The organism is Melghirimyces profundicolus (assembly GCF_003054245.1).
Lineage (GTDB): Bacteria > Bacillota > Bacilli > Thermoactinomycetales > DSM-45169 > Melghirimyces > Melghirimyces profundicolus.
Map to the genome: position 1 here is coordinate 72,120 of NZ_QBKR01000001.1, position 25,100 is coordinate 97,219.

Annotated in this window: 29 protein-coding genes; 27 read left to right on the plus strand and 2 right to left on the minus strand. The window is 56.4% G+C overall.

Going from position 1 to position 25,100, the window contains the following annotated elements; translation table 11 throughout:
• Positions 1-110 precede the first annotated feature (110 nt).
• The 11 genes from C8P63_RS00330 (at position 111) to deoC (ending at position 10,989) form a co-directional block, all read left to right on the plus strand.
• Positions 111-1,658 carry a TCP-1/cpn60 chaperonin family protein gene (locus C8P63_RS00330; protein WP_108021338.1) on the plus strand — a complete coding sequence of 516 codons (1,548 nt, stop codon included), beginning with the start codon at positions 111-113 and terminating at the stop codon, positions 1,656-1,658.
• The gene (gene grpE, locus C8P63_RS00335) at positions 1,655-2,383 is read left to right on the plus strand and encodes a nucleotide exchange factor GrpE (protein ID WP_108021339.1); all 729 of its coding nucleotides are present in this window, start codon (positions 1,655-1,657) and stop codon (positions 2,381-2,383) included. The genes C8P63_RS00330 and grpE overlap by 4 nt, the downstream gene beginning before the upstream one ends.
• 69 nt (positions 2,384-2,452) lie before the next feature.
• Positions 2,453-4,285, plus strand: coding sequence for a molecular chaperone DnaK (gene dnaK / locus C8P63_RS00340; protein ID WP_108021340.1), 1,833 nt, complete (start codon positions 2,453-2,455; stop codon positions 4,283-4,285).
• A gap of 134 nt (positions 4,286-4,419) precedes the next feature.
• Positions 4,420-5,559, plus strand: a complete 1,140-nt coding sequence (gene dnaJ / locus C8P63_RS00345; protein WP_108021341.1) for a molecular chaperone DnaJ — start codon at positions 4,420-4,422, stop codon at positions 5,557-5,559.
• A gap of 105 nt (positions 5,560-5,664) precedes the next feature.
• Positions 5,665-6,600 carry a 50S ribosomal protein L11 methyltransferase gene (gene prmA, locus C8P63_RS00350; RefSeq protein ID WP_108021342.1) on the plus strand — a complete coding sequence of 312 codons (936 nt, stop codon included), beginning with the start codon at positions 5,665-5,667 and terminating at the stop codon, positions 6,598-6,600.
• 20 nt (positions 6,601-6,620) lie between these two features.
• Positions 6,621-7,367 (plus strand): 16S rRNA (uracil(1498)-N(3))-methyltransferase, encoded by a 747-nt coding sequence (locus C8P63_RS00355; RefSeq protein ID WP_108021343.1) that lies wholly within the window; start codon positions 6,621-6,623, stop codon positions 7,365-7,367.
• The gene (gene mtaB, locus C8P63_RS00360; protein WP_108021344.1) at positions 7,364-8,710 is read left to right on the plus strand and encodes a tRNA (N(6)-L-threonylcarbamoyladenosine(37)-C(2))-methylthiotransferase MtaB; all 1,347 of its coding nucleotides are present in this window, start codon (positions 7,364-7,366) and stop codon (positions 8,708-8,710) included. The genes C8P63_RS00355 and mtaB overlap by 4 nt, the downstream gene beginning before the upstream one ends.
• A 165-nt stretch (positions 8,711-8,875) precedes the next feature.
• Positions 8,876-9,379: a hypothetical protein gene (locus tag C8P63_RS00365; protein WP_108021345.1), complete on the plus strand. Its 504-nt coding sequence runs from the start codon at positions 8,876-8,878 to the stop codon at positions 9,377-9,379.
• Between the two features lie 29 nt (positions 9,380-9,408).
• Positions 9,409-9,738: a GNAT family N-acetyltransferase gene (locus C8P63_RS00370; protein WP_108021346.1), complete on the plus strand. Its 330-nt coding sequence runs from the start codon at positions 9,409-9,411 to the stop codon at positions 9,736-9,738.
• A gap of 131 nt (positions 9,739-9,869) precedes the next feature.
• Positions 9,870-10,316: an NUDIX hydrolase gene (locus C8P63_RS00375; RefSeq protein ID WP_108021347.1), complete on the plus strand. Its 447-nt coding sequence runs from the start codon at positions 9,870-9,872 to the stop codon at positions 10,314-10,316.
• A 1-nt stretch (position 10,317) separates the two neighbouring features.
• The gene (gene deoC, locus C8P63_RS00380; RefSeq protein ID WP_108021348.1) at positions 10,318-10,989 is read left to right on the plus strand and encodes a deoxyribose-phosphate aldolase; all 672 of its coding nucleotides are present in this window, start codon (positions 10,318-10,320) and stop codon (positions 10,987-10,989) included.
• On the opposite strand, the gene C8P63_RS00385 is transcribed toward deoC, so the two are convergent.
• Both C8P63_RS00385 and C8P63_RS00390 read right to left on the minus strand, forming a co-directional pair.
• The gene (locus tag C8P63_RS00385) at positions 10,983-11,966 is read right to left on the minus strand and encodes a Na/Pi cotransporter family protein (RefSeq protein ID WP_108021349.1); all 984 of its coding nucleotides are present in this window, start codon (positions 11,964-11,966) and stop codon (positions 10,983-10,985) included. The two genes, deoC and C8P63_RS00385, sit on opposite strands and share 7 nt — an antisense overlap.
• A 120-nt stretch (positions 11,967-12,086) precedes the next feature.
• Positions 12,087-12,425 (minus strand): hypothetical protein, encoded by a 339-nt coding sequence (locus tag C8P63_RS00390; protein WP_108021350.1) that lies wholly within the window; start codon positions 12,423-12,425, stop codon positions 12,087-12,089.
• Positions 12,426-12,570: 145 nt separating this feature from the next.
• Here C8P63_RS00390 and C8P63_RS00395 point away from each other — a divergent pair, with 145 nt between their 5' ends.
• From C8P63_RS00395 to era, 16 genes are all read left to right on the plus strand, one after another.
• Positions 12,571-12,915: a histidine triad nucleotide-binding protein gene (locus tag C8P63_RS00395; RefSeq protein ID WP_108021351.1), complete on the plus strand. Its 345-nt coding sequence runs from the start codon at positions 12,571-12,573 to the stop codon at positions 12,913-12,915.
• Between the two features lie 213 nt (positions 12,916-13,128).
• The gene (gene rpsU / locus C8P63_RS00400; RefSeq protein WP_108021352.1) at positions 13,129-13,299 is read left to right on the plus strand and encodes a 30S ribosomal protein S21; all 171 of its coding nucleotides are present in this window, start codon (positions 13,129-13,131) and stop codon (positions 13,297-13,299) included.
• Positions 13,300-13,320: 21 nt separating this feature from the next.
• Positions 13,321-13,764: a GatB/YqeY domain-containing protein gene (locus C8P63_RS00405; protein ID WP_108021353.1), complete on the plus strand. Its 444-nt coding sequence runs from the start codon at positions 13,321-13,323 to the stop codon at positions 13,762-13,764.
• Between the two features lie 114 nt (positions 13,765-13,878).
• On the plus strand, positions 13,879-15,231 hold the full coding sequence (locus tag C8P63_RS00410; RefSeq protein WP_108021354.1) for an NfeD family protein: 1,353 nt from the start codon (positions 13,879-13,881) through the stop codon (positions 15,229-15,231).
• A gap of 20 nt (positions 15,232-15,251) precedes the next feature.
• Positions 15,252-16,229 (plus strand): flotillin-like protein FloA, encoded by a 978-nt coding sequence (floA, locus tag C8P63_RS00415; protein WP_108021355.1) that lies wholly within the window; start codon positions 15,252-15,254, stop codon positions 16,227-16,229.
• A 43-nt stretch (positions 16,230-16,272) separates the two neighbouring features.
• Positions 16,273-16,716 (plus strand): hypothetical protein, encoded by a 444-nt coding sequence (locus tag C8P63_RS00420; RefSeq protein WP_108021356.1) that lies wholly within the window; start codon positions 16,273-16,275, stop codon positions 16,714-16,716.
• Positions 16,717-16,833: 117 nt separating this feature from the next.
• Entirely contained in the window at positions 16,834-17,037 is a 204-nt protein-coding gene (locus tag C8P63_RS00425) for an alpha/beta-type small acid-soluble spore protein (protein WP_108021357.1), read from the plus strand.
• Positions 17,038-17,226: 189 nt separating this feature from the next.
• Entirely contained in the window at positions 17,227-17,505 is a 279-nt protein-coding gene (gene yqfC, locus C8P63_RS00430; protein WP_108021358.1) for a sporulation protein YqfC, read from the plus strand.
• 13 nt (positions 17,506-17,518) lie between these two features.
• Entirely contained in the window at positions 17,519-18,730 is a 1,212-nt protein-coding gene (yqfD, locus tag C8P63_RS00435) for a sporulation protein YqfD (protein ID WP_108021359.1), read from the plus strand.
• A 3-nt stretch (positions 18,731-18,733) separates the two neighbouring features.
• Entirely contained in the window at positions 18,734-19,708 is a 975-nt protein-coding gene (locus tag C8P63_RS00440; protein ID WP_108021360.1) for a PhoH family protein, read from the plus strand.
• Between the two features lie 13 nt (positions 19,709-19,721).
• A complete protein-coding gene (locus C8P63_RS00445) occupies positions 19,722-21,860 on the plus strand; it encodes an HD family phosphohydrolase (protein WP_108021361.1) in 2,139 nt (712 codons plus the stop codon).
• Entirely contained in the window at positions 21,857-22,330 is a 474-nt protein-coding gene (ybeY, locus tag C8P63_RS00450) for an rRNA maturation RNase YbeY (RefSeq protein WP_108021362.1), read from the plus strand. The genes C8P63_RS00445 and ybeY overlap by 4 nt, the downstream gene beginning before the upstream one ends.
• Positions 22,331-22,335: 5 nt before the next feature.
• On the plus strand, positions 22,336-23,025 hold the full coding sequence (locus tag C8P63_RS00455) for a diacylglycerol kinase family protein (RefSeq protein ID WP_146172072.1): 690 nt from the start codon (positions 22,336-22,338) through the stop codon (positions 23,023-23,025).
• Between the two features lie 22 nt (positions 23,026-23,047).
• Complete coding sequence (locus C8P63_RS00460) at positions 23,048-23,764, plus strand: DUF502 domain-containing protein (protein WP_108021364.1); 717 nt, start codon at positions 23,048-23,050, stop codon at positions 23,762-23,764.
• Positions 23,745-24,152, plus strand: a complete 408-nt coding sequence (locus tag C8P63_RS00465) for a cytidine deaminase (protein WP_108021365.1) — start codon at positions 23,745-23,747, stop codon at positions 24,150-24,152. The genes C8P63_RS00460 and C8P63_RS00465 overlap by 20 nt, the downstream gene beginning before the upstream one ends.
• The gene (gene era / locus C8P63_RS00470; RefSeq protein ID WP_108021366.1) at positions 24,133-25,035 is read left to right on the plus strand and encodes a GTPase Era; all 903 of its coding nucleotides are present in this window, start codon (positions 24,133-24,135) and stop codon (positions 25,033-25,035) included. Before C8P63_RS00465 ends, era begins: the two co-directional genes overlap by 20 nt.
• Positions 25,036-25,100: the final 65 nt, after the last annotated feature.

Here is a 25,100-nt window from a genome sequence, read left to right on the forward strand (position 1 = left end):
GGAGCATAATGCTCCAAGCGTTGAGATAAAATCGAGTTGCCGGCTTTTTTCCGGGGGTCCCGCGCCCCCTTTCCCTGTGCAGATACCCAACAGAAGGTGGGACCGGATTCATGGAACGTCAGGATGAACCCATCGCCCCGAAACAGGACCGTTCCCCGTATTCAGGGGCACTGTCCGCCAATGCCGAAGCGGTCCGTAAAGTGGCGGAAGCGGTACAAGGCACCCTGGGGCCCAAGGGGCTGGACACCATGCTGGTGAACGACGCCGGTGAAGTGATTGTGACCAATGACGGGGTCACCATTCTCAACCGGATGGAAATCCACCATCCCGCGGCCCGGATGGTGGCCGGAATCGCCAGGGCTCAGCAGGAGGAAGTGGGGGACGGAACCACAACAGCCACCCTGCTGGCGGCGGCTCTGGTGGAGGAAGGCGTGAAGCAGGTGAATCGTGGGGTTCCCGTTGCAAAAGTCATCGCAGGAATCCGCCGCGGTGTTCACTTTGCTTTGGAAAAAATGCAGGACATGGCCCAACCGATCTGGGATTTGGAGGATGAATGGCTTCAGCGGATCGCCTACACGGCAGGCCGGGAACAGGAGGATATCACGGAACTGGTCATGGAAGCCTCCATCCTGGTGGGCCGGGAAAAACTCCTGAACAAAGATTTTCGGCTGTCTGAAGCCGTGGTGGCCCACCCCCGGGCGGAAAGCGGCGTCTTCGCCGGTCTTTTGGTCCCGAGGGGACGGGTCAATCTTCGAACCCCTGAATTAGACGCGGGAGTTCGCATTCTGGTCCTGGCCGACGACTTCCGGCCGGAGCCGGTGGATGAGGAAGCACTGGGAACGGAAGCTGGATTTGCCAAACAGGAGAAAATGAGAGAGGCCTTTGAACAAACGGTTCTGAAACTGATCGATTTGGATGTGGGTCTGGTCATGGTGGAAGGAGAAGCGGATCCGGCGGCGGAAGAATGGTTGTCGGATGCGGGAATCGTGATTGCCCAACAGGTGGCCCGGAGCGATCTCGACCGGGTGGCGGACCACACCGGGGCCCGTGTTTTGAAACGGAACGGGCTCAAGCGTTCACCGGAGGATCTGAAGCCTTTGTGCGGCTTCGCCGAAGAAATGGAAGATAACGGGCGGCTGGGCCGCATCCGGGTGACCGGCGGGCAGGGCAAACCCTTCGCCACGATTCTCGTCAGCGCATCCACGGAACAAGTGATCGAGGAACGGGAGCGGATCACCAAAGACGCGGCTGCGGCGGTGCAGGCGGCGGTCCGGGGCGGCTTCCTGCCCGGCGGCGGCGCGGCTGAACTGGCTCTGGCACGGGAAGTGGAGAAGTACGGGGATACCATTCAGGGGATGGAAGCTTTCGGGGTCACCGCCGTGGCCGAGGCCCTGCAACGGCCCATGGCTCAGGTGGTGGCCAATGCGGGATTCAATCCGCTGGAGAAAGTGGAAGAGGTGAAAGCTCTCCAGTGGAAGCGGACCACCGCGGCTTTGGGACTGGATTGTGACCGCGGCGTTGTCTGCGATGTGGTGGATATGGGAGTGGTCGACCCCCTCCCGGTAAAATACCACGCTCTGCAGGCTGCAGGGGAAGTCAGCACGGCCATCCTTCGGATCCATACCGTGGTGAAGATGAGAGACGAGGTGAGACCATGACGTCCAATGATTTCAACCAAGAGGGCGGGGAGCGCCGTCCCGTCACCGCAAGGGAACTGAGAAAAAGGAAGGAAGCCCTGGAACGGCAACAGAAAGAGCAGCCGGAAAAGGAGAGGGTTGACCAGGAGGACAAGGAAGCCTTACATAATGACCCTCTACCGGATGAAAAGGCTCCTTCGGAACCGGAAAAAGAAGTTTTGCCGGAAAACCCGGAGTTGGTCTTCCAGTTGCTGGAGGAAGAGCTGGAAAAAGTAAAGGGAGAGGCGGAAGAGGCGAAAAAAGAAACCGCCAAGTGGAAAAAAGAAGCCGAAGAGAATGAGGAACGGGCACTCCGCTCCGCAGCGGATCTGGAAAACTTCCGACGGAGGGCCAAAAAAGAACGGGAGGAACTGGCCAAATATGCGGCCGTTCCCCTGGTGGAAAAGCTTCTCCCCGTACTGGACAATCTGGAACGAGCCCTGGAAGCCGGCGGGAAAAGCGAGGATGCCAAGGCTCTCCATCAGGGCGTGGAAATGGTGTACCGGCAATTGCTCCAGTCCCTGGAAGAACACGGCTTGACTCCCATTGAAGCCGAGGGGCTTGAGTTCAACCCACACGAGCACAATGCCGTGATGGAAGTGGAAGCCGAAGGAGTGGAACCGGGGATGGTTGTGGAAGAGCTGCAGAAAGGATACCGGTTCAAAGACCGGGTCATCCGTCCTTCGATGGTCAAAGTCAGCTCTTGACAAAAGAAAAATCCAATTCAGCAGAAATTGCTCGGGATACAGGAGTCCGATAAGGAGGTTACAATTGCGATGGGTAAAGTAATCGGAATCGATTTGGGAACCACCAACTCTTGCGTTGCATTTATGGAAGGGGACGAACCGACAGTCATTCCCAACGCCGAAGGGGGACGAACGACTCCTTCCGTGGTCGGGTTTTCCAAATCCGGCGAACGGTTGGTGGGGGAAGCCGCTAAACGCCAAGCCATCACCAACCCCGATCAAACGGTCAGCTCCATCAAACGTTACATGGGGACCGACCACAAGGAAAAGCTCGGGGATAAGGAATACACGCCTCAGGAAATCTCCGCCATGATCCTGCAAAAATTGAAGCAGGATGCAGAAGCCTATCTGGGGGAAGATGTGACCCAAGCCGTGATCACCGTTCCGGCCTACTTTAACGACAGCCAGCGTCAGGCGACCAAGGACGCGGGCAAAATCGCCGGCTTGGAGGTCCTGCGGATCATCAACGAACCGACGGCGGCCGCCCTGGCCTACGGGATTGACAAAAAGGACCAGGAGCAGACCATCCTTGTCTTCGACTTGGGCGGCGGCACCTTCGATGTCTCCATTCTGGAGATCGGCGACGGTCTGTTCGAAGTGAAGGCGACCAGTGGAGACAACCGCCTGGGCGGGGACGATTTTGACCAGGTGATTATCGATTACCTGATTGAAGAGTTCAAGAAGGAACACGGGATCGACCTCTCCAACGACCGGATGGCCATGCAACGTCTGAAGGACGCGGCGGAAAAAGCCAAAAAGGATCTGTCCGGCGTGCTCACCACCACCATCTCCCTTCCGTTCCTCACCGCGGACGCTTCCGGCCCGAAACACCTGGAGGTCACTCTGACCCGGGCCAAGTTCGAAGAGCTTTCCTCCGAACTGGTGGAACGGACCATGCGCCCGACGCGCCAGGCACTCAAAGACGCCGGCCTGCAACCTTCCGATGTGGATCGGGTGATCCTGGTGGGGGGTTCCACCCGGATTCCGGCCGTTCAGGAAGCGATCAAAAAGCTGACCGGAAAGGAACCGAGCAAAGGGGTCAACCCCGATGAAGTGGTGGCCATGGGGGCGGCCATCCAGGGGGGCGTGCTTTCCGATGATGTGAAAGACGTCGTGCTGGTGGATGTCACTCCGCTTTCTCTCGGGATCGAAACCCTGGGCGGCGTATTCACCAAGCTGATCGAGCGGAACACCGCCATTCCCACGGAGAAATCGCAGGTTTTCTCCACCGCCGCCGACAACCAGACCGCGGTGGACATTCACGTTCTCCAAGGCGAAAGGGAAATGGCCGCGGACAACAAAACCCTCGGCCGCTTCCAACTGACGGACATTCCTCCGGCTCCCCGCGGTGTGCCGCAGATTGAAGTGACTTTCAAGATCGACCGAAACGGAATCGTCAATGTCTCCGCCAAAGACAAGGCCACCGGCAAGAGCCAGGCCATCACCATCAAGTCCTCCAGCGGCCTGTCCGATGATGAGATCGACCGTATGGTGAAGGAAGCGGAAGAATACGCGGAAGAAGATAAAAAACGGAAAGAAAAAGTGGAAATCCGCAACCACGCCGATCAGCTGATCTTCACCACCGAGAAGACGCTGAAAGATCTCGAGGACAAAGTGGACAAGGATGAGATCAACAAGGCGAATGACGCCAAAGACAAGTTGAAGAAGGCCCTGGAAGGGGACGACACCGACGAAATCAAGAAAGCTTCCGAAGAACTGGAAAAAGTGGTTCAGGAACTTTCCGTCAAGCTCTACCAGCAAGCCCAGGAAGCCCAGCAGGCAAAAGGCGATTCCAAAAACGACGACAATGTCGTGGATGCGGATTACGAAGTGGTTGACGACGAGGATAAAGGGGAGAAATAAGAATCCCCGATGGAAGTCAAAGTCGGGGCAATGCCGCCCTGACTTTGACTTTTCCGTTTTCCCTTCCCTTTGGCCGTCACCAGGACCCCCTTTGGCCGGGAGGTCATAAACTGTAACAAGAGGGAGGTGATCCGGTGAGTGACAAAGATTATTACGAAGTTCTCGGCGTCAGCCGGGACGCGTCGAGTGACGAGATCCGGAAGGCTTACCGCAAGCTGGCCCGCAAATACCATCCCGACGTCAACAAATCACCGGATGCGGAGCAAAAATTCAAAGAGGTGAACGAAGCCTATGAAGTGCTTCGGGACCCGCAGAAAAAAGCCAATTATGACCGTTTCGGAACGGCGGATCCCGGTGCGGCAGGCGCCGGAGGCTTCGGTGGAGGGGCCGGCGGCTTCGGCGGAGGGGCCGGAGATTTCGGGTTCGGCGACATTTTTGACATGTTTTTCGGCGGCGGGGGGCGCCGGAACCCCAATGCTCCCCGTCAGGGCGCGGATTTGGAATACCGTTTGACGGTGGATTTCAAAGATGCGGTCTTCGGCAAGGAAATGGACATTTCCATTCCCCGAACCGAAACCTGCGGGGATTGCCGGGGCACCGGGGCCCAGCCGGGAACCCAGCCTGAAACCTGCGGCCACTGTCGGGGAACGGGTCAATCGGAGACCGTTCAAAACACTCCTTTCGGACGCATCGTCAACAAGCGGGTCTGCCAGGAATGCGGCGGCCGCGGAAAGATTATCAAGAACAAGTGCAGCGAATGCGGCGGGACCGGTCAGGTGAAAAAACGGAAAAAAATTCATATCAACCTTCCGCCGGGGATCGACGAAGGGAAACAGCTTCGTATTTCCGGGGAAGGAGAGCCCGGTATCAACGGCGGCCCCCCCGGCGACCTTTACATTACGATCAAAGTGAAGCCCCACGAGTTCTTTAAGCGGGAGGGGGATGACATCACCTGTGAGCTCCCGATCACCTTCGTTCAAGCCGCACTGGGCGACGAAGTGGTGGTGCCCACTCTCGAAGGCCGCGCCAAGCTGAAAGTGCCTGCCGGCACCCAGACCGGTTCGGAATTCCGTCTTCGCGGAAAAGGAGTGCCTCGTTTGTACGGACGGGGACAGGGGGACCAACGGATTCGCGTGAAGGTGGTCACCCCGACCCGGCTGACGGAAGAGCAGAAAAAAACCCTGCGGGAGTTCGGCCGACTGAGTGGAGACTACATCTCCGAGCAAAACAGCAATTTCTTTGATAAAATGAAAAGAGCCTTCAGCGGAGACTGATTTCGGGTCTCTTTCGACAAGTACCCGCAAAACCCGGTCTCCGTTCAACGAACGAAATGAACGGGCAGAAATGCCCGCTTTTTTTTGCGAAAGGAAGTTGAGCTTATGGATTGGGTGGAAATTCGCGTTCATACGACGGCGGAGGCAGAAGAGGCCGTCTCCCATCTGCTCTTGGAAGCGGGTGCCGACGGGACGGCGGTGCTGGATGCCGCGGTGCTGACGAAGGAATGGGAGACGCCCTTCGGAGAATGGGTGGAGTTGTCCAAAGAGGATTACCCGGATGAAGGGGTTTGGATTTCAGGTTATTTTTCGGAGAAGGACTTTCATCCCTCGATCAAGGAAAAACTGGAAAAGGCGGTGGCGGAACTGGCCGTCCACGGCATCGATCCAGGGCCGGCCAAAATTACGACCCGCCGGGTCTCGGAGGATTCCTGGGCCGAAGCGTGGAAAGTGTATTGGAAACCGATTCACGTTTCTTCCCGTCTCACCGTGAAACCCCATTGGGAAACCTATGAACCCCGATCGGAGGAAGAGACCGTCATCGAACTGGATCCCGGGATGGCTTTCGGGACGGGTTCTCATCCCACCACACTCCTCAGCCTGATGTTGCTGGAGAAGCATCTCCGGCCGGGTGAGCGGGTGATCGACGTCGGGTGCGGAAGCGGCATTCTCAGCATCGCTGCCGCACGGCTGGGGGCGGAAGATGTGCTGGCATTGGATCTGGATCCCCTGGCGGTCGAGAGCACCCGTCAAAATGTCCGGCTGAACGGTCTGGGAGACCGGATCCGCGTTCGTCGGGAAAATTTGCTGCAGGGAGTGGAGGAGAAGGCGGATCTCGTCATCTCCAACATTCTGGCGGAAATCATTCTCCGCTTTACAAGGGATCTTTCCCGTGTCGTGAAGCCCGGCGGTTGCTTTATCTCTTCCGGAATCATTCACCAGAAAGAAGAAGACGTTGTTTCGGCCATACGGGAGGCCGGTTTTCAGATAGTGGAAAGGATGTGCGAGGGGGACTGGGTGGCGCTGGCGGCAAGATCGTGATAAGATAGTGGGAGTGGATTATGCAGAGGTATTTTGTCGATTCCGATGCGATCGGCCCGGATCGGGTGACGATCCGGGGCGATGACGTTCATCATATTAAAAACGTGTTGCGGATGTCTCCCGAAGACCGGTTGATCTGTTGCGACGGGCAGGGACGCGATTATCTGACCGAGGTGGAATCGATCGGAACCGATGAGGTTCGGTGCCGCATCATTGACTCTTCGCCCTCTCCCGGAGAACCCGGAGTCCGGGTATCGGTGGCTTCTTCTCTCCCCAAGGGAGATAAACTGGAGTGGGTGCTGCAAAAGGGGACAGAGCTGGGAGCAGACTCCTTTTTACCGTTTACGTCCGCCCGGACGGTGGTGAAACTGGACGGGAAAAGAGCGGCCAAGAAACAAATCCGTTGGCAACGCATCGTCAAGGAAGCCGCGGAGCAGTCCCACCGCGGAAGAATCCCCCCGGTGGAGCTTCCGGGGAACTGGCGGGGTTTGTTGGAAAAGTTCCCTTCCTACGACCGGGTCCTTTTTGCTTATGAAAAGGAAGGTCAATCCCTGGCCGATGCGCTGAAGGGGGCTGTCGGCCGTCGCTTTTTGGTGGTGATTGGTCCCGAGGGGGGGTTCACGGAGGCCGAAGCGATGGAGGCGGCTTCCGCCGGCGCGGTCCCCGTCCATCTCGGACCCCGGATCCTTCGCGCGGAAACCGCACCGTTGGCCATATTGTCCTGTATCTTTTATTCTTACGGAGAGATGGGAGGTGAGCCACTGTGAGCACGGTGGCATTCCATACACTGGGATGTAAAGTGAACGCGTACGAAACGGAAGCCATCTGGCAACTGTTTCAACGTCAGGGTTATGAGAAGGTCGATTTTGACCGCAAAGCGGATGTTTATGTGATCAACACGTGTACGGTGACCAATACCGGAGACCGGAAAAGCCGGCAGATGATACGCCGGGCCATCCGGAAAAACCCCGACGCCGTTGTGGCGGTCACGGGTTGCTACGCTCAGACCTCCCCGGGTGAAATCCTGCAGATTCCCGGCGTTGATGTGGTGGTGGGGACCCAGGGGCGGGAGAAACTCCTGGATTATATCGAGGAACACCGTCGTACCCGCCAGCCGGTCAATGCCGTGAAAAACATTATGAAAACCCGGGAATTTGAGGAACTGGACGTGCCCGCTTTTTCCGAACGGACCCGGGCTTCCCTGAAGATTCAGGAAGGCTGCAATAACTTCTGCACTTTCTGCATCATTCCATGGGCGCGGGGACTCCTTCGCAGCCGCAAGCCGGAGAGCGTCCTCAAGCAGGCCCGTCAGCTGGTGGATGCGGGATATAAGGAAATTGTCCTGACGGGGATTCACACCGGCGGCTACGGAGAAGACTTCGAGGATTACAAGCTGGCCGATCTGCTGTGGGATCTGGACAAGGTGGAAGGACTGCAACGGATCCGGATCAGTTCCATCGAGGCGAGCCAAATCGATGACCGGGTCATCGAGGTTCTCAACCACTCGGACAAAATGTGCCGCCACCTGCACATCCCGCTTCAAGCCGGGGACGACGCCGTCTTGAAACGGATGCGCCGCCGGTATACGGTGGACGAATACCGACGGAAAATCGAACACATTCATCAGGCCATGCCGGGGGTAGCCATCACCACCGACGTGATCGTGGGCTTCCCGGGTGAAACGGAAGAGCAGTTCGAGAACGGTTACCGCCTGATCGAAGAGCTCGGGTTTTCCGAACTCCATGTCTTCCCCTATTCCACCCGCACCGGAACTCCGGCCGCCCGGATGAAGGATCAGGTGCCGGCGGATGTGAAACAGGAACGCGTTGCCAAACTGATCCAGCTGTCCGACCGTCTGGCCCTGGAATACGCTTCGAATTACGTGGGGGAAGTTCTGGAAGTCATTCCGGAACGTCCTTACAAAGAAGATCCCGACAGCGGGCTCTACATGGGGTATTCCGACAATTACCTCCAGGTCGTCTTCCCCGGAAACGAGGACCTGGTGGGCAAAGTGTGCCGGGTCCGCCTGGACGAACCCGGTTCCAAAACCTGCAGAGGGACCTTTGTCCGGACCCTGGACCGTGTGCCGCGCCCTTACAAAGCGGGTTAAAACCGAAACGGCGAGTCCGCCCCTTGAAGGGGCGGTTTTTCTTTGGAAAAAAGGCTGTATCCTTGAAAAATTTCCTCTATACTTTTAACTACGCCGCGGAAGGCAGCAAAAAACATGACACGGATCACCCGTGAAGCGGATCACCCGTGAAAAGGAGGCAACAGCATGGGAAGCATGGAAGACTGGGAGTCCGCGCTGGACGACATCGATTGGAATGACGTCCTGGAAGAAGTCGACGGCGAACTGCTGGAAAATTTGGCGAGAGAGCTCCGTTTTGGTACATACGAAGCCTTGAGGAAATCGTCCCGTCCCTTGGGTGACGGCTTTCAAATCACGCGCCTTTCGGACGGCAATTGGGCTTTTTGGAACGAACAGACCTATGTGCAGGAAGATATCCGGTATTTTGACACGGTGCAGCACTTCCTCCATTTCGCCCTGGAGCAATTCAATTTGGGAGAAGAAGAAGTTCGCGAACTGATTCAGCTCCTGGATCAAACCCCGCGCCTGAAACGATGTGCGGTCTGTGACCTTCACTTCAACCCGGAGGATGAGGCCCGTCGGGAACTGGGGATTGAAGGGATCTACCTCGACGAGGAGAATCAGGAAGGAGAATGCTGCTCCCCTCAGTGTGCCGTGGAAGCGGTTTTGCACGAAATGAAAGAAGGATAAAAACCGGGGAAGTAAAGGAGAGAGACCATTTGAGCGAACAGGAGGCGGTGAACCGACCCCCCTTCATCGGCCGAAAAATCATTCGTGAGTGGATTCTGGAGGAAGGCATGCGGGAGGTGACGGCGGAGACCGACCGGGATGCCGTCGGTTTTTATCGCCGTCTGGGCTTTGAAATTCGCTCCCTCGGGGAAAGATACCCCGGAAGGGGAACGCTTCCGATGCACTCTTTTAATGAAAAACGGATTCCGGTGAAGTCAGGGCCGCTGAGAGGGAAGCGACCCAGGCGGGACTGGAAGCGTTGTGAAAAAGTGAGCGGCAGCATTACCCAAAGCCGCTTCGGCGAGACTTGTGCTCTGTGAGTGCACAGCGGGACCGCGAGGGAAGGGGAGGTTTTTTCATTCGGTTGACAGAGCGGATATGCTAAAATCGTTTCGCAGGGGCTTCATTGAACCAATAGAGAATCTGGAGCATCAGGAAGGGGTGTGATCCCGTGAGGGAAGTATCCGCGGGAGGTGTGGTTTACCGGAGAGAGAGCGACGCGGGTTTGTCCATCTTGATGATCGAGGACCGGTATTCCCGCTGGACCTTGCCCAAGGGTAAGGTGGAATCCGGTGAGACTTATGAAGAAACAGCATTGCGGGAAATCCGGGAAGAGACGGGGATCCGGGGACGGATCGACCGACCTCTCAAAACCATCACCTACCATTACTTCCATCCCGATCACGGGGACGTGGCGAAAGAAGTCCATTATTTTTTGGTTGAAGCGGAGGAAGGAAAGGCCACCCCCCAACTGTCGGAAATATCGAAGGTGGCATGGCTGACACCGGGAGAAGCTTGGCGCCGGCAATCCTCCGAAGGCTACGACAACAACCACGATGTATTGCTGAAAGCTTTCGATTGTCTAGGAATCAAAGTGGACGGAAAGGAAGGAAACTGAAATGAATGCAAACAAATTGGCATCCATGATCGACCATACACTTCTGAAACCGGAAGCGACGGCGGATCAGGTGGACCGTCTGTGTGAAGAAGCAAAAGAGTACGGATTCGCTTCGGTCTGCATCAACCCCCATTGGGTGAACCGGGCCTTCCAGCGCTTGGGTGGAACGGGGGTCAAAGTTTGTACCGTCATCGGTTTTCCCCTGGGTGCAACCACGAGCGAGACCAAGGCGTTTGAAACCCGGAACGCCATTGAAAACGGGGCCGGAGAAATCGATATGGTGATGAATATCGGGGCCCTGAAATCGGGGGACATCGATGGGGTCAGGAACGACATCGCCGCCGTGGTGGAAGCGGCGGAGGATGTCCCGGTCAAGGTGATCCTCGAGACCGGTCTCCTGAACGAGGAGGAAATCCGGGTCGCCTGTGAAAAGGCGAAAGCCGCGGGGGCCCGTTTCGTAAAGACCTCCACGGGGTTCGGTCCCGGCGGGGCGACGGTGGAAGCCGTCAGGCTCATGCGCGGGACGGTGGGTCCAGAGATGGGGGTCAAAGCTTCAGGCGGGATCCGGGACCGTGAAACCGCCATGAAAATGGTCGAAGCGGGAGCGAATCGAATCGGCGCCAGCTCCGGCGTGGCCATTGTTACCGGAGGACGCGGGACGGACAACTATTGATGCCATTTTAAGAGGGGATGCGTGGCAAACCGCTTGCCCGACCATAAGGGATTCCGTTCCGGGAGAAGCCGGGTGATGCCCCGTGCGAAGAGACCGGAAAAGGGCAGTACGAACAGGGAGCAGATGACATTGTACAGTGTCTGAATATGGGCGATCTGAGTCGCCGGATGAGGGGAAAGCCAGTGAGCCATTCCGGCGATGGTTCCGACCCAGGGAGCGAACAGGAGAAGCCCTCCCAGATTGAGCATGAGGTGTGCCAAAGCCACCTGTTTGGCGGTGCGTCCCGCACCGATGGAAGCCAAAAAACCGGTGATGCAGGTTCCCACATTGCTGCCCAGTACCACGGCGACCGCAAAGGGGAGCGGGATCATTCCCGTAGCGAAAAAACCCATGGTAATGGCCACTGCCGCACTGCTGCTCTGGATCAGGGCTGTCAAGAGCGTGCCCGACAACAGGCCCGACCACACCGGATTGTATCCGCTGTCCAGTAACGCAGCAATCCACCCCCGGCTTTTCAAGGGTCCCGCGATCCACTGCATCGCTTCCATTCCCAGAAAGATGCATCCAAATCCCCCGATGGCGAGTCCCAGTGCCGCCCCCTTTCTCCAGGGAACCATATAAAGGGCAGCCCCGGTCAGGATGAGCGGGAGGGCGAAATCTTCCACTTTCAGGGCCAGGATTTCCGTCGTGACGGTGGTCCCGATATTGGAACCGAGGATGATGCCGATGGTTTGGGTGAAGGTGAGGAGTCCCGCGTTGACAAAACCGATCGTCAGGACGGTGACCGCACTGCTGCTCTGCAGAAAAAAAGTGGCCACCATGCCTGTCCAAAAGCCGCGCAGCGGCGTGCGGGTGAAACGCAACAGCCAACGTTGCATCCGATCCGCCGCCAGTTCCTGCAGCCCGACCCGGATCAGTTGCATCCCGAACAAAAATATGGCCAACCCTGTCGCAAATGGAATGACGATTTCTTTCATCGGACAGCCTCCTCCGCCTGTTATCCATGTATATGGCGGAGAGAGGACAGGCATGACAGTCCGGTGGTGAGCCCTGCGGGATCGTGTACCGAAAAAAGCCCCCTTGGGGGCTCCAACACATCAACGGTGACTGCGTTTGTGCGGCATATAGGGGGAAGGGTCCAGTCCGTGATCCGGTTCGAAGGGGCCCACCCACCCTGTGTTTCGCCCCGTCTTCCTTTTTTGCCGGTCGGGGGCGGGCCGGGGAGAACCGAAAATCGCCCGGGGTGGGAGCAGTCCGGGTTCCTCCCCGGGCATTTCCGCTGTTCCTCTGAAGGGGATCTCCCGTTCATCCGATTCCGGCGGCTCCCTTCGCTCTTCTTCCGCTCCGGCTTTTACATTCCTGGAACGGGCCAATTCCTCCTGTACGATTTCCCGGATCAACCGGTGCAGGTTTTCCGGCCGACGGTTTCTAATCACGGTCGGTTTCCTCCTTTAAGTGAGTTCCGGGGCATCCGTACCTCAATATATGTTTTTCCGGCCATGGTTGATCCTGTTTCCCGAACCGCTTCGCCGGGTGTCCTTTTTCTGATATAATACGGGCAACTGAAGGAAGGTGATCACCGTGTCGGATTGTATTTTCTGCAAAATTGTGAAGGGCGATGTCCCCTCGGAAAAAGTGTACGAAGATGAGAGCGTACTGGCTTTTAAGGACATCCATGCCCAGGCACCGGTTCATCTGTTGGTGATTCCCAAAGCCCATATCCCCTCCGTGCGGGAGTTGGGTGAGAAGGACGGAGCCCTTCTGGGACGAATTTTCTCCACCATCAACCGGCTCGCCGAAGAGAACGGCCTCGCGGAACGGGGTTTTCGAATTGTGAACAACTGCGGGGAAGAGGGCGGACAAACGGTTCATCACATCCATTTTCATCTGCTGGGAGGACGGTCTCTGACCTGGCCTCCGGGTTAATGTCTTTTGACACTGTTTTTGGTCGTGTAGTATAATAGACGTGTTTTAATTCCCGACGCATCGGGTCTGTGTGATGCCGCAGGGACTGGTCTGGTTCGGGGTACGAGTTGTTCCTTCTTTGGAACCGTTCGCTTGTATCCGCCATCAATCAGGATTTGCTTCATCCCGGCGGTTCACCCCGGGCGTTTGAAGCCCGCGGAGGGAGGGATAACCATGGCGGAAGTTCACGTTCGCAAAAACGAAACGCTGGACAAAGCGTTGCGCCGCTTCAAAAAGTCCATCGCCAAAGACGGGACGATGCGGGAAGTGAAGAAGCGCAAGTTCTACGAAAAACCCAGCGTCAAGCGCAAGAAAAAATCCGACGCAGCTCGGAAACGGAAATAACACAGTGAGGTGGAGCTCCAGGTGACCCTGACTGAGCGGTTGAACCAGGATATGAAAACCGCGATGAAAGAAAAAGATAAGTTAACTCTCTCCGTCCTTCGGATGGTCCGCTCCGCTCTGAAAAACAAGGAAATCGAACTGAAGCGCCCCCTGGATGAAGAGGAAGCACTCGGTGTGGTTTCCAAGGAGCTTAAGCAACGCAAGGACTCCCTCCATGAATTTGAGCAGGCCGGAAGGGAGGACCTTGCTCAAAAAACCCGGGACGAGATCGCGGTTCTGAAACAGTATCTGCCGGAACAATTGACCGAAGAGGAGTTGCGGCAGATTGTCCGGGAGACTGTCGCTGAAACCGGAGCTTCTTCCAAAGCCGACATGGGCAAGGTGATGAAAGCCATCATGCCCAAGGTGAAGGGACGTGCTGACGGCAAGCGGGTCAATCGGATGGTTCAGGAAGAATTGCAGTAAAACACAGCGCCCCCAAACGCTGTGTTTTTTTATCTTTTTTCTGCTAAAAATAGTGGATAGGCGAAACTTACGATCCATTCATCCGTATAATCCATAGGGGGGAGGTGATGGTGGGTGAAGAGGCTGGTATCAGGTGTGCTCCTGTTTCTCTCTGTTTTCACCTTTGCCGTGGCGGCACCCGGGGTCGGCGCCGAAGACACCGGGGGGCGGCCGGTGTACTGGGTCCCCCTTGAACAGAATGTGGAACGGGGATTGGCCCGGTTTCTCGACCGGGCTTTCCGTGAAGCTGACCAAGTGGGAGCAAAAGCCGTGGTGCTGAAGATGGACACCCTCGGCGGGGATGTGGGGGCGGCGCTTGAAATCGGCAAGCGGATTCGCGCGTCGCAGATTCCTGTCACCGTTTACATAAAAGGCGAGGCCATTTCTGCAGGTGCCTACATCGCGCTGAATGCGGATCATATTCTGATGACCCCCGGCAGCGCCATCGGGGCCGCGGAGCCGAGAACCTTGGATGGCAGGACCGCGGACCCTAAAACCGTGGCTTTCTGGGAATCCAACATGCGGGCGGCCGCAGAGTCCCAGGGGCGTGATCCTGAGATCGCCGCCGGCATGGTGGACCGGAACCTGGTGATTGAAGGTGTCAAAGAGAAAGGGGAATTGATCAGTCTTTCCGCCCGTCAGGCCGTGAAGCAGGATCTGGCGGACCGGATCGTCTCCGGGGAAAAGGAGGTGTATCGGTTTCTCAACGTTTCCGCTTCCGACATTGTCCGGGTCGAGCTGACGCCAAGTGAACGACTGGCCCGGTTTGTGACCAGCCCTTACGTGATTCCGATCTTGTTTATGATCGGGTTGGCAGGGATCGCCATCGAAGTATTCACGCCGGGCTTTGGGTTTCCCGGAGTGATTGGGTTGGGAGCCTTCGGACTTTATTTTTTCGGTCACTATTTGGCGGGATTCGCCGGAGCGGAGACCTTCGTGTTGCTCGCGGCCGGTCTGATCCTCTTGATCATTGAAATCTTCGTGCCCGGGTTCGGCATCTTCGGCATACTGGGTCTTCTGTCGCTGGCCGCGGCGGTGGTCACTGCGGCCAGCGACCGGATGTTCAGCCTGGCTTCCTTTTTGATTGCGATGGGGGGGACGGCCGTCGGAATGTGGCTGGCTGTCCGCTATTTCGGTGCAAGAGGGTTTTGGAACCGGTTGGTCCTGAGTTCGGAACAAAACAACCAAACGGGTTACGTTTCCCGGACACAACAACCGGAGTTGGTGGGAAAACGAGGGAAAAGTCTCACCCCCCTTCGACCCGCCGGAGCGGCCATCGTGGGGGGAGTCCGCCGGGATGTGGTGAGTGAAGGAGGCTTCATTCCCGCAGGTACACCGGTGGAAGTTGTGGAGGTCCGGGGGGGCCGGGTGGTGGTAAGAACGGTGGAACCCGCTCCCGGGGAAAATCGGGATCAACCCGAAGTATAAAAATGTGAAGGGGGATGTATATGGAAGCGAGTGTATTGACCATTCTGTTTATCGCTGTCATCGCGATTGTGGCGTTGTCCGTCCTCTTTACCTTTGTCCCGGTCATGTTGTGGATCTCCGCCATGGCATCGGGGGTTTATGTGGGATTGACCACCCTGATCGGCATGCGCCTCAGGAGGATTATCCCCGCCCGCATCATCAATCCGTTGATCAAAGCGAGAAAAGCGGGTCTTGATGTGACGATTGAAAAATTGGAGACACATTATCTTGCCGGGGGTAACGTGGATCGTGTGGTGGATGCCTTGATCGCGGCGCAGCGGGCGGACATCGACCTGCTGTTCGAACGGGCGGCGGCCATTGACCTGGCGGGGCGGGATGTTCTGAAAGCCGTCCAGATGAGCGTCAATCCCAAAGTGATTGAAACGCCGGTGGTGTCCGCCGTGGCCAAAGACGGCATTGAAGTGAAAGTGCGGGCCCGGGTGACGGTTCGGGCCAATATTGACCGCCTCGTCGGGGGCGCGGGTGAAGAGACGATCATTGCCCGTGTCGGTGAAGGGATCGTGACCACCAACGGTTCCGCCGAGAGCCACAAAGCCGTTCTGGAAAATCCGGACCTGATTTCCAATACGGTGCTGGAAAAAGGACTGGACTCGGGAACCGCCTTTGAGATCCTCTCCATCGACATCGCCGATGTCGATGTGGGTAAAAACATCGGGGCTGAACTTCAAACCGACCAGGCCGAGGCGGACAAAAACATCGCCCAGGCCAAAGCCGAGGAGCGCCGGGCGATGGCGGTGGCCAAGGAACAGGAGATGCGGGCCCGCGTGGAAGAAATGCGCGCCAAAGTGGTGGAAGCCGAAGCGAAGGTTCCCGAGGCGATGGCGGAAGCTCTCCGTGCCGGAAAACTGGGTGTGATGGATTATTACAACATGCAAAACGTCATGGCGGACACGGATATGCGCAAATCCATCTCCAAAACGGACGATGAAGATGAATGATCCGCTTTCCCACGGTTAACCCTTCGGGAGGGGAGGTAGGCTGATGGAATGGTTGGGGGATCTGTTGGATATGGGCGGGATTCTCATCATCCCGATCCTGTATTTTCTCCTCGCGGGTTTTATGCGCCGCCTCCGTGACGGGGCGGACGGGAACAGCGGGACGGAAAAAAGGAAGCCCTGGTTCAACCCCTGGGACGAAGAAGAAGTGGTTTCGGATCGCCGGGAATCTCCCGGTGAACCGAAAGACGGCAACCGAACTTTGTCGCGGGTCCGTGCGACCCCCGGCGTCGCACCCGCCGCTCAACTGTCCGGGGAATTGACCCGGGATCTGTCCCCCCAAGTCCTTCGGAAAACCGGAAAGAGGCAAGGTCGTCGGCAAGCCGCTCTTTTGGGTGAACCGCTGAAGCGGAAGGATTGGCGCCGGGCCGTCATCTTAAAGGAGATCTTGGATGAGCCGGTGTCGAGACGTCGGCGGCGCCGAAGATGAACGACGAGAAACGGAGGGGCCGGCCCTCCGTTTTTTTATGCCATTTCCATGGAAGGATGTGCATTGGATGGTTCTTGTGCCTCCGCTTCAAACTACGGGTACAGGAGGTGAAAAAGAATGGCCCGCAACCGTAATAACAACCGGTTGTTGGTCCCCGGAGCCAACGCCGCGATCCAGCAGTACAAAGAAGAAATCGCTTCCGAATTCGGCGTCCAGCTGGGGGAATCCTCCACCGCCCGTGCCAACGGTTCCGTCGGTGGAGAGATCACCAAGCGTCTGGTTCGACAGGCCCAGCAGCAGCAATCCGGCCAGCAACAATAACGAAATCATCCTTGGTTATCGAAGATGCGGTTTTTACGACCGCATCTTTTTGTTGTGTTTTTATCCCGTTACGGCGGGTCTGTGGCGAGAGCTCCTCACATAAAAATTCCCTGACCCCATCGTTTTGGATCTTGTCTCATAATTCCCGGGGCTTGTTCATAAGGGTTATTAAGGATGGAGGGCTGTTCCATGAGGAATCTGGGCAGCAAAATGAAAAAAGTCGCTTCGGATTGGTTGGACATTCCACAGGACATTGCCGCCAACCTGCCTCGTGTCCTGATGATCGGTCCTTACCGGGCCCACATTGAAAATCATCAGGGCGTGGAACGGTTCAGCCGGACCGAATTGCGGTTGAAAACAGCCAGGGGCCCCTTGTCCGTCACCGGACAGAAGCTGGTCATCCATGCGATCTACCCCGACGAAGTGTGGGTGGAAGGGGAGATCACTGAGGTGAAGTTCCTGGGTTAAGGGGAGAAGACGGTTGCGACATAAAAACCAGTGGCCGCAAAAGATCAGAGGATCGCTGCGCATCGAATTATCGGGTTCGGAGTTGACCCGTTTCATCAACGAAGCGATGGCCGCCGGCTTGGAGATCAGCCGGATTGTCCGGATTTCCGAAGAACGGATTCGGCTGACGATCCCCGTGCCGGATTATCTCCGGTTGAAACCCCTTTTAAAACGGACCGGGACCCGGTCGCGGATTCTGAGGAAAAAAGGGTTGCCCTTTTGGTTGCTCCGTCTCCGAAGAAGGCAGTTTTTTCTCTGGGGAATCCTTCTTTTTTTCCTCTTCCTTTTTTCTTTGACATCCGTGGTTTGGTCGGTGGAAGTGGAAGGGAATGAAACCGTTCCCGATAAAGAGATCATCCGCTTGCTCAAACAAGAGGGGGTGTTCATCGGCCAGCTGAAACACCGGATTCCGGACAATGAAGAAGTGCAGTATCACCTTCAGACGAAACTTCCGCAGGTTTCCTGGGTCGGTTTCCGTATGGAGGGCACCCGGGCCATCATCACCTTGGTGGAGAAAAAGAGGGTGGATGAAAGGGAAAAGAAGGAAGAGGACGGCCCCATTAACCTGGTGGCCAAACGGGGTGCCATGATTTACGATCTCCGGGTGGAACGGGGGCGGTCCGTGGTGAATGTCAACGACGTGGTCAAAAAGGGGGACCTGTTGGTTTCGGGCTGGTACGGTAACCCGGAGACCTCCGACAAGGGAAAACTGGTGGGAGCAAAAGGAAAGGTTTTCGGTGAGGTCTGGTACGAGTCCAATGTCACCGTTCCTTTGAAACAGAAACGGAAAGTGTACACCGGAAACCGCGAGACCGCCTGGTATCCGTACCTGGCATCCAAGGTGGTCCGGATTCCGTATTTATTTCCGGAATCCTACCAACAGTATGAGACGATCCAAAAAATTCATGCCATCAAAATCCGCCATTGGGAACTGCCTTTCGGTTGGGTGGAAGAAGAACGTCTCGAAATGAAGTGGGTGTCCCGCAAGCTGTCGGTGAAGCAGGCGGTTGCTCTCGGGAAGGAACGGGCCCGGGAAGATTTGTTGATGAAGATGGGGGATGACGGGCGGATCTTGGGTGAAAAAGTTTTGCACCCTCACGTCGACAATGATAAAGTTGTTATGAAGATACACTTTGATGCAGTGGAAAACATTGCTGCCAAACAACCCATTTTTCAAGGAGAATGAGCGTTGCAGGAACAGGAGAAGACTCTGAAGATCCGACTGCAGGACGCGAATGAGGCTTTAAACCTCTTCGGGCCGCAGGATGGTTTTTTGCGGATGATCCAGGATCATACCCCGGCCAAAATTGTCTCCCGTGGGGAAGAGGTGGCCATTTCCGGTTCTCCGGAAGAACTGGAAGTGCTGAGCCACCTGTTTCGCGTGTTGTTGACCTTGGTTCGGAGGGGAGTTAAACTGACCGAACGGGATATCGTGTATGCCGAGCGCTTGGCACGGGAGGGTCTGGCGGACGAACTGTTGGAGCTGTACGACGAGCAAATCGGAACCACCCACAAAGGGAAACCGGTCCGGGTGAAGACACTGGGTCAACGGCATTACGTCACCGCCATCCAAAAGGCGGACATCGTGTTTGGGATCGGGCCCGCCGGTACCGGGAAAACGTTTTTGGCCGTGGTGCTGGCCGTGACTGCTTTGAAGTCGAACCAGGTGAAACGGATCGTTCTCACCCGTCCCGCCGTGGAGGCGGGGGAAAGTCTCGGATTCCTCCCGGGTGATCTGCAGGAGAAGGTGGATCCCTACCTGCGTCCCCTCTATGACAGCCTTTACGCCATGCTGGGGGTGGAGCAGGTGAACAAGCTGATGGAGCGGGGGATGATCGAAGTGGCCCCGCTTGCCTATATGCGCGGACGCACCCTGGAAGACTCATTTGTGATCCTTGATGAGGCGCAAAATACGACCCATGAACAGATGAAGATGTTTTTGACCCGGTTGGGATTCGGATCCAAAATGGTGGTAACCGGCGATGTGACCCAGGTGGACCTGCCCAGAGGAAAAGAGTCCGGCCTCAGAGAAGCGGAACGGGTGCTGAAATCGGTGGAGGAGATTCCATTCGTCTATTTGACTCAGGCCGACGTGGTCCGTCACACCTTGGTGCAGAAAGTCATCGACGCTTACGCCAAAGCGGATGAGGAATCCCGCCGTTAAGGAGTCGGTGAACATGAAGGAAGGGAAAGAAGCCAAATCTCCCCGTCAGAACCGGTTCCGGTTGCCGGACCGCTGGAAGACGAGCCGGCGGATCCGGCTTTTCCTGTACGTGGGGTTGGGTGTTTTTTGTTATCTCCTGTTGATGGGGCATGTGCTCCCCCAACAGTATGAAGACCTTTCTCCCGGTTCGGTGGCCCGGGAAACGATTGTTTCCCCGGTGACCAAAGTGGATCAGGCCGCTACGGAACAGGCACGAGAGAAGGCAGCTGAATCCGTGGGGAAACAGTACCGTGTGGACGAACAGCTGACGGAGCGGCAAATCAAACGGCTGGACACACTTTTTTCCGAGATCCGCAAAACGCTCTCCGACTCTTCCCTGAGCGAAAAAGAGAAGACGGCCAAATTGAAAGACACGCTTCCTTACGGTCTTTCGGATGAGTTTTACCAGCAGTTGACAAAGGTCAAACAGGGAGAATGGACCGAAATGCGGATCCTCAGCCGGGAGGCGGTTCAGGAGGTTTTGGCCGACGGAGTCCGCAAAGAGGAACTGGGGAAACAACGGGACAGTGTGGACAGGGTGTTGGTCACCTCCTCTTTGGGGAGCCCGGCCCGCTTTGTCGTCCGGGAGCTGACCCGCCAAATGATTGTTCCCAACGAATTTTATGATGAGGAGCGGACGAAAAACTTGAAAGAAGCCGCACGGGAAAGTGTGGATCCCGTTCCCATAAAAAAAGGGGAAGCGATCGTCACGGCCGGGGACGTCATTACGGACGAACAATACCGCAAACTGGAAGAACTCGGTTTTCTTCGCAAGTTCGCCAATCCGTTCCCCTATCTGGGGCTTGCCTTGTTGATCTCCCTGATTCTGGGCATGTTGGCCCTGTTCGTCCGCCGGTTCAAGCCCGATGTTTATCGGGACAACATCAAAACGTCCATGCTGCTGTCCGTCTTTCTTCTGACCCTGTTGGGGATGAAGGTGGTCAGCTTGGGGCAGAATTTGGAATACAGTACGGTGGGGTATCTCGCTCCCGCGGCGTTGGGCACCATGTTGATTACGCTGCTCCTGAACCTCCAGGTGGCTTTATGGTGCAGCGTCCTCTTTGGCGTGTTTGCAGCGATTTTTTTCAACTCCGACAACCAAATTCTCTTTGACTTCCGTTACGGCTTGGTGACACTGGTCAGCGGAACCGCGGCTGCGTTTGCACTTGCCGGCGTCCGCAACCGTCTGTCCATTTTCCGGGCGGGTCTGATCTCGTCGGGAGCCAGTGTCCTGACCATCACCGCCCTGTATGCCTTGGTTCCGGTGGACGGGGATTGGATGGTGTTGCTGCAGTCGATCGGTTTCGGGGCGGCCAGCGGGATCTTTTCCGCCGTCTTGACCATCGGATTTCTGCAACATTTCGAAACCGTGTTTGACATGCTGTCTCCCCTGCGGCTTTTGGAGCTTTCCAATCCCAATCATCCTCTGCTCCGAAAATTGCTGATCGAAACACCGGGGACGTACCACCATTCGGTCATCGTGGGAAATCTCGCCGAGGCGGCCGCGGAAGCCATCGGGGGTGATGGACTTCTCTGCCGGGTGGGAGCGTATTATCATGATGTCGGGAAAACCAAACGCCCTCAGTTTTTCATCGAGAATCAGATCCAGGCGGAAAATCCCCATGACAAACTTTCGCCCAACCTGAGCAAAAGCATCATCATCTCCCACGCAAGGGATGGTTACGAGATGCTCAAAGAGCACGGGATCCCGACGCCGATCTGTGACATTGCGGCCCAACATCATGGAACCACGCTGCTGAAATACTTTTACCACAAGGCCCGGGAACAAAGCGACGGAACCCAGGTGCTCGAAGCCGATTACCGTTATCCCGGGCCCAAGGCGCAGTTTAAGGAGGCGGCCATCGTGGGAATCGCCGATTGCGTGGAAGCGGCGGTGCGCTCTCTGGCACGGCCCAGCCCGGAACGGGTGGAAAACATGGTGCGGAAGATTATCCAGGATCGCCTGGAAGACGGACAGTTCAACGAATGCGATCTGACCCTGAAAGAACTGGACCTGATCGCGCGTTCCATGTGTGAAACCCTGCAGGGCATCTTCCATTCCCGGATCGAATATCCAGAGGATAACCAGGGTAAAGGAGTGAAGCCCGCATGAGTTTGAAGGTGGAAGTCGAAATCCGCCCCCAGCTTGGAGAGCGGGAATCCTCCGTTCTGGCATGGGTGGAGCGTTGTCTCAAAGAAGCGGCCGCGGTGGAAGAGGTGTCGGAGGCGGAAGTTTCGGTCACCTTTGTGGAGGATGATGAAATCCGAAAACTGAACCGGGATTACCGTCAAGTGGACCGTCCGACGGATGTGTTGTCCTTTCCCCAGTGGGAACCCGGAGAAAAATGGCAGGTGGAACAGGGGGCTTTTGTCCCGCTCGGAGACATCGTCATCTCTCTGCCCCAGGCGCGGCGGCAGGCGGAGGAATACGGCCATTCCCTGGAGAGGGAGGTCGGCTTTTTGGCCGTGCACGGCTTCCTTCACCTTCTCGGGTATGACCACGGGAACGAGGAGGAAGAACGGGAGATGTTCTCCCGGCAGGAAACGATCCTGTCCCGGGTCGGCTTAAAGAGGCAGGGGTGAAGGACATGTGGGCTACCAAGTTGTTGGCCAGCTTCCGTTACGCTTTGGAAGGCCTGAAATATACACTGGTCAGCCAGCGAAACATGCGGCTTCATTTTCTGGCGGCCCTGGGTGTTTTGTTGCTCAGCTTGTATCTTCCCCTGAGCAAGCTGGAAGTGTTAATTCTGTTTGTTTGCATCCTGTTGGTCCTCGTGGCCGAATTGTTCAACACAGCGGTGGAAGCCGTGATCGACATGGTGACCAAGGATTTTCACCCTCTGGCCAAAGTCGCAAAGGACGTGGCGGCGGGGGCCGTGTTGCTCAGTGCGGGCACCGCGGTCGTGGTGGGGATCAGCATTTTTTATCCGTACCTGGACATTTTGTCCCTCCAGGCCTTTGAACAAGCCCCTTATCCACCCAATGTCAGTCTGGCCACCTTAATCGCCTTTCATTTCTTTCTGACACTTTCACTCAAAGGGCTGTTCCACCGTCTCGGGCGTCCGGACTGGGAGCCCAGCATGACCACTTCCCTCGCCAGCCTGATCGCGGCTTCACTGGTGATCATGACCGCTCATTTGCTGGTGACCATTCTCGTTTTGTTGCTCCTGGCACTCCTTTTGGGAACCCGCCTCCGGATCAAAACGCGAAAGAGGCCGGTGATTCTGGGCGCTGTTCTGGGAATGGTCACCGCGTTTGTCGGCTTTTGGTTGATGTAGGCGAGTGAAAGGAGCACTTCCGGTGTTGAAACGGATCCGTACTTATCTCTTCCTGGGTATCATCACACTTCTCCCGGCAGTGGCCACCATCTATATCCTGAAATTGCTGTTCGGGATCATCGATCCAACTTTGGGGGTGGGGCTGGCTCGCCTTTTGGATTGGCTGGGAATCGTGGAATTTCCCCTGATTCTGGGCGGAATCCATTTCGAAACCCATATTCCCGGAGTAGGGACGGTGCTGACCTTCGGGCTCCTCATCCTCATCGGGATGATGGCCCGAAGTTTTTTCGGAAAACAGGTATTCCGATACACCGAAGCTTTGTTTTCCCGCATCCCACTGGCCCGCAGCATTTACTCCACAGTGAAACAAATCACCAGCGCCTTTGCCCATGACAAGACCAGTTTCAAGCAGGTGGTCCTGATTGAGTATCCCCGGAAGGGGATTTATACCCTGGGTTTCTACACCGGTGAAGGGAACAGGGAAGTGCAGAGAAAGACCCGGGAACGGGTGCTGAATATCTTTCTGCCCACCACACCCAATCCCACCTCGGGCTGGCTGGTCCTGGTGCCGGAGTGTGATGTGACGTTTATGGATATGACAGTGGAAGAGGGCCTGAAATACATCATTTCGGGCGGGGTGGTGGTGCCGGCGGGATTGCCGGGGTCGGAGCGCGAAAGCAGGAAGCTCCCGGGGAGCTTAAAGGAAGAAGGAATGATGAATGAAAGATCGATTGATTAAAGAAGCGATTGCGGCGAGGGAACGGGCCTATGTTCCTTATTCGGGTTTTCCGGTGGGGGCGGCGTTACTTACGGAAGACGGCAAGGTGTTTACAGGTTGCAACGTGGAAAACGCATCCTACGGCCTCACCAATTGTGCTGAGCGAACGGCCCTTTTCAAAGCCGTCTCCGAGGGGAAAAAGAAGTTTGTCGCCATCGCGGTGACCGCAGACACGAAAGGCCCCGTCTCCCCCTGCGGGGCCTGCCGTCAGGTAATGGTGGAACTGTGCACGCCGGGGACAAAGGTCTATCTTTCCAACCTCAACGGGGACGTGAAAGAAACGACGGTGGAGAAACTGTTGCCCGGTGCTTTTCACAAGGAGGATCTCAATGAAGGAGACCGCTTTTAAATCCGGTTTTGTCGCTTTGATTGGCCGGCCCAATGTGGGAAAATCGACCCTTCTCAACCATGTCCTCGGCCAAAAGGTGGCCATCATGTCGGACAAACCCCAGACCACGCGCAATAAGATCCGCGGTGTCTATACCACGGATACGGCGCAGGTCATATTCCTGGATACCCCGGGCATTCACAAACCGAAATCCCGTCTCGGTGACTGGATGGTGAAATCCGCCCGGGAAGCCTTCGAGGAAGTGGATTTGGTGTTGTTTCTGGTGGATGCCAAAGAGGGGATGGGGGCGGGGGACCGGTTTATCATGGAACAATTGAGGGAAGTGCGGACACCGGTTTTCCTGGTGGTCAATAAAATTGACCAAGTCCATCCGGATTCTCTGCTTCCCTTGATCGACCGTTACCGGAAGGAATTCGATTTCAAAGAAGTGGTCCCCATTTCCGCCCTTAAGGGAAACAACACTTCCACCTTGCTGGAATTGATCCTGAAGGAATTGCCCGAAGGCCCTCCGTATTATCCTTCGGAATATGTGACCGATCACCCGGAAAGATTCATCGTCGGGGAATTGATCCGGGAAAAAGTGCTTCATCTCACCCGCGAGGAGATTCCCCATTCGGTGGCAGTGATGGTGGAAGAGATGGAACGGGAGGATGGAGACCGTGTCTATGTCCGGGCGACCATTTACACCGAACGTCCCTCCCAGAAAGGGATCTTAATCGGCAAGCAGGGTTCGATGTTGAAAGAGGTCGGGAAACGGGCGAGAGAGGAAATCGGGCGCCTTCTGGGAAGCCGGGTCTATTTGGACCTTTGGGTCAAAGTCAAAAAAGATTGGCGCAACGAAGAATTCATGCTGAGACAGTTCGGTTACCGGGAAGAAGAATGACAGACGAAGACTTTTCCAGTGAAAGCCGGTTATACTCTGACTGCGTGTGGCCATCCTAACCGTAG

Bases quoted from the DNA above. Each gene is read 5' to 3' on its own strand.
- C8P63_RS00330 (WP_108021338.1), top strand. From the start codon at position 111: ATGGAACGTCAGGATGAACCCATCGCCCCGAAACAGGACCGTTCCCCG.
- grpE (WP_108021339.1), top strand. From the start codon at position 1,655: ATGACGTCCAATGATTTCAACCAAGAGGGCGGGGAGCGCCGTCCCGTC.
- dnaK (WP_108021340.1), top strand. From the start codon at position 2,453: ATGGGTAAAGTAATCGGAATCGATTTGGGAACCACCAACTCTTGCGTT.
- prmA (WP_108021342.1), top strand. From the start codon at position 5,665: ATGGATTGGGTGGAAATTCGCGTTCATACGACGGCGGAGGCAGAAGAG.
- C8P63_RS00355 (WP_108021343.1), top strand. From the start codon at position 6,621: ATGCAGAGGTATTTTGTCGATTCCGATGCGATCGGCCCGGATCGGGTG.
- C8P63_RS00365 (WP_108021345.1), top strand. From the start codon at position 8,876: ATGGGAAGCATGGAAGACTGGGAGTCCGCGCTGGACGACATCGATTGG.
- deoC (WP_108021348.1), top strand. From the start codon at position 10,318: ATGAATGCAAACAAATTGGCATCCATGATCGACCATACACTTCTGAAA.
- C8P63_RS00385 (WP_108021349.1), bottom strand. From the start codon at position 11,966: ATGAAAGAAATCGTCATTCCATTTGCGACAGGGTTGGCCATATTTTTG.
- rpsU (WP_108021352.1), top strand. From the start codon at position 13,129: ATGGCGGAAGTTCACGTTCGCAAAAACGAAACGCTGGACAAAGCGTTG.
- floA (WP_108021355.1), top strand. From the start codon at position 15,252: ATGGAAGCGAGTGTATTGACCATTCTGTTTATCGCTGTCATCGCGATT.
- C8P63_RS00420 (WP_108021356.1), top strand. From the start codon at position 16,273: ATGGAATGGTTGGGGGATCTGTTGGATATGGGCGGGATTCTCATCATC.
- C8P63_RS00425 (WP_108021357.1), top strand. From the start codon at position 16,834: ATGGCCCGCAACCGTAATAACAACCGGTTGTTGGTCCCCGGAGCCAAC.
- yqfC (WP_108021358.1), top strand. From the start codon at position 17,227: ATGAGGAATCTGGGCAGCAAAATGAAAAAAGTCGCTTCGGATTGGTTG.
- C8P63_RS00445 (WP_108021361.1), top strand. From the start codon at position 19,722: ATGAAGGAAGGGAAAGAAGCCAAATCTCCCCGTCAGAACCGGTTCCGG.
- ybeY (WP_108021362.1), top strand. From the start codon at position 21,857: ATGAGTTTGAAGGTGGAAGTCGAAATCCGCCCCCAGCTTGGAGAGCGG.
- C8P63_RS00455 (WP_146172072.1), top strand. From the start codon at position 22,336: ATGTGGGCTACCAAGTTGTTGGCCAGCTTCCGTTACGCTTTGGAAGGC.
- C8P63_RS00465 (WP_108021365.1), top strand. From the start codon at position 23,745: ATGAAAGATCGATTGATTAAAGAAGCGATTGCGGCGAGGGAACGGGCC.
- era (WP_108021366.1), top strand. From the start codon at position 24,133: ATGAAGGAGACCGCTTTTAAATCCGGTTTTGTCGCTTTGATTGGCCGG.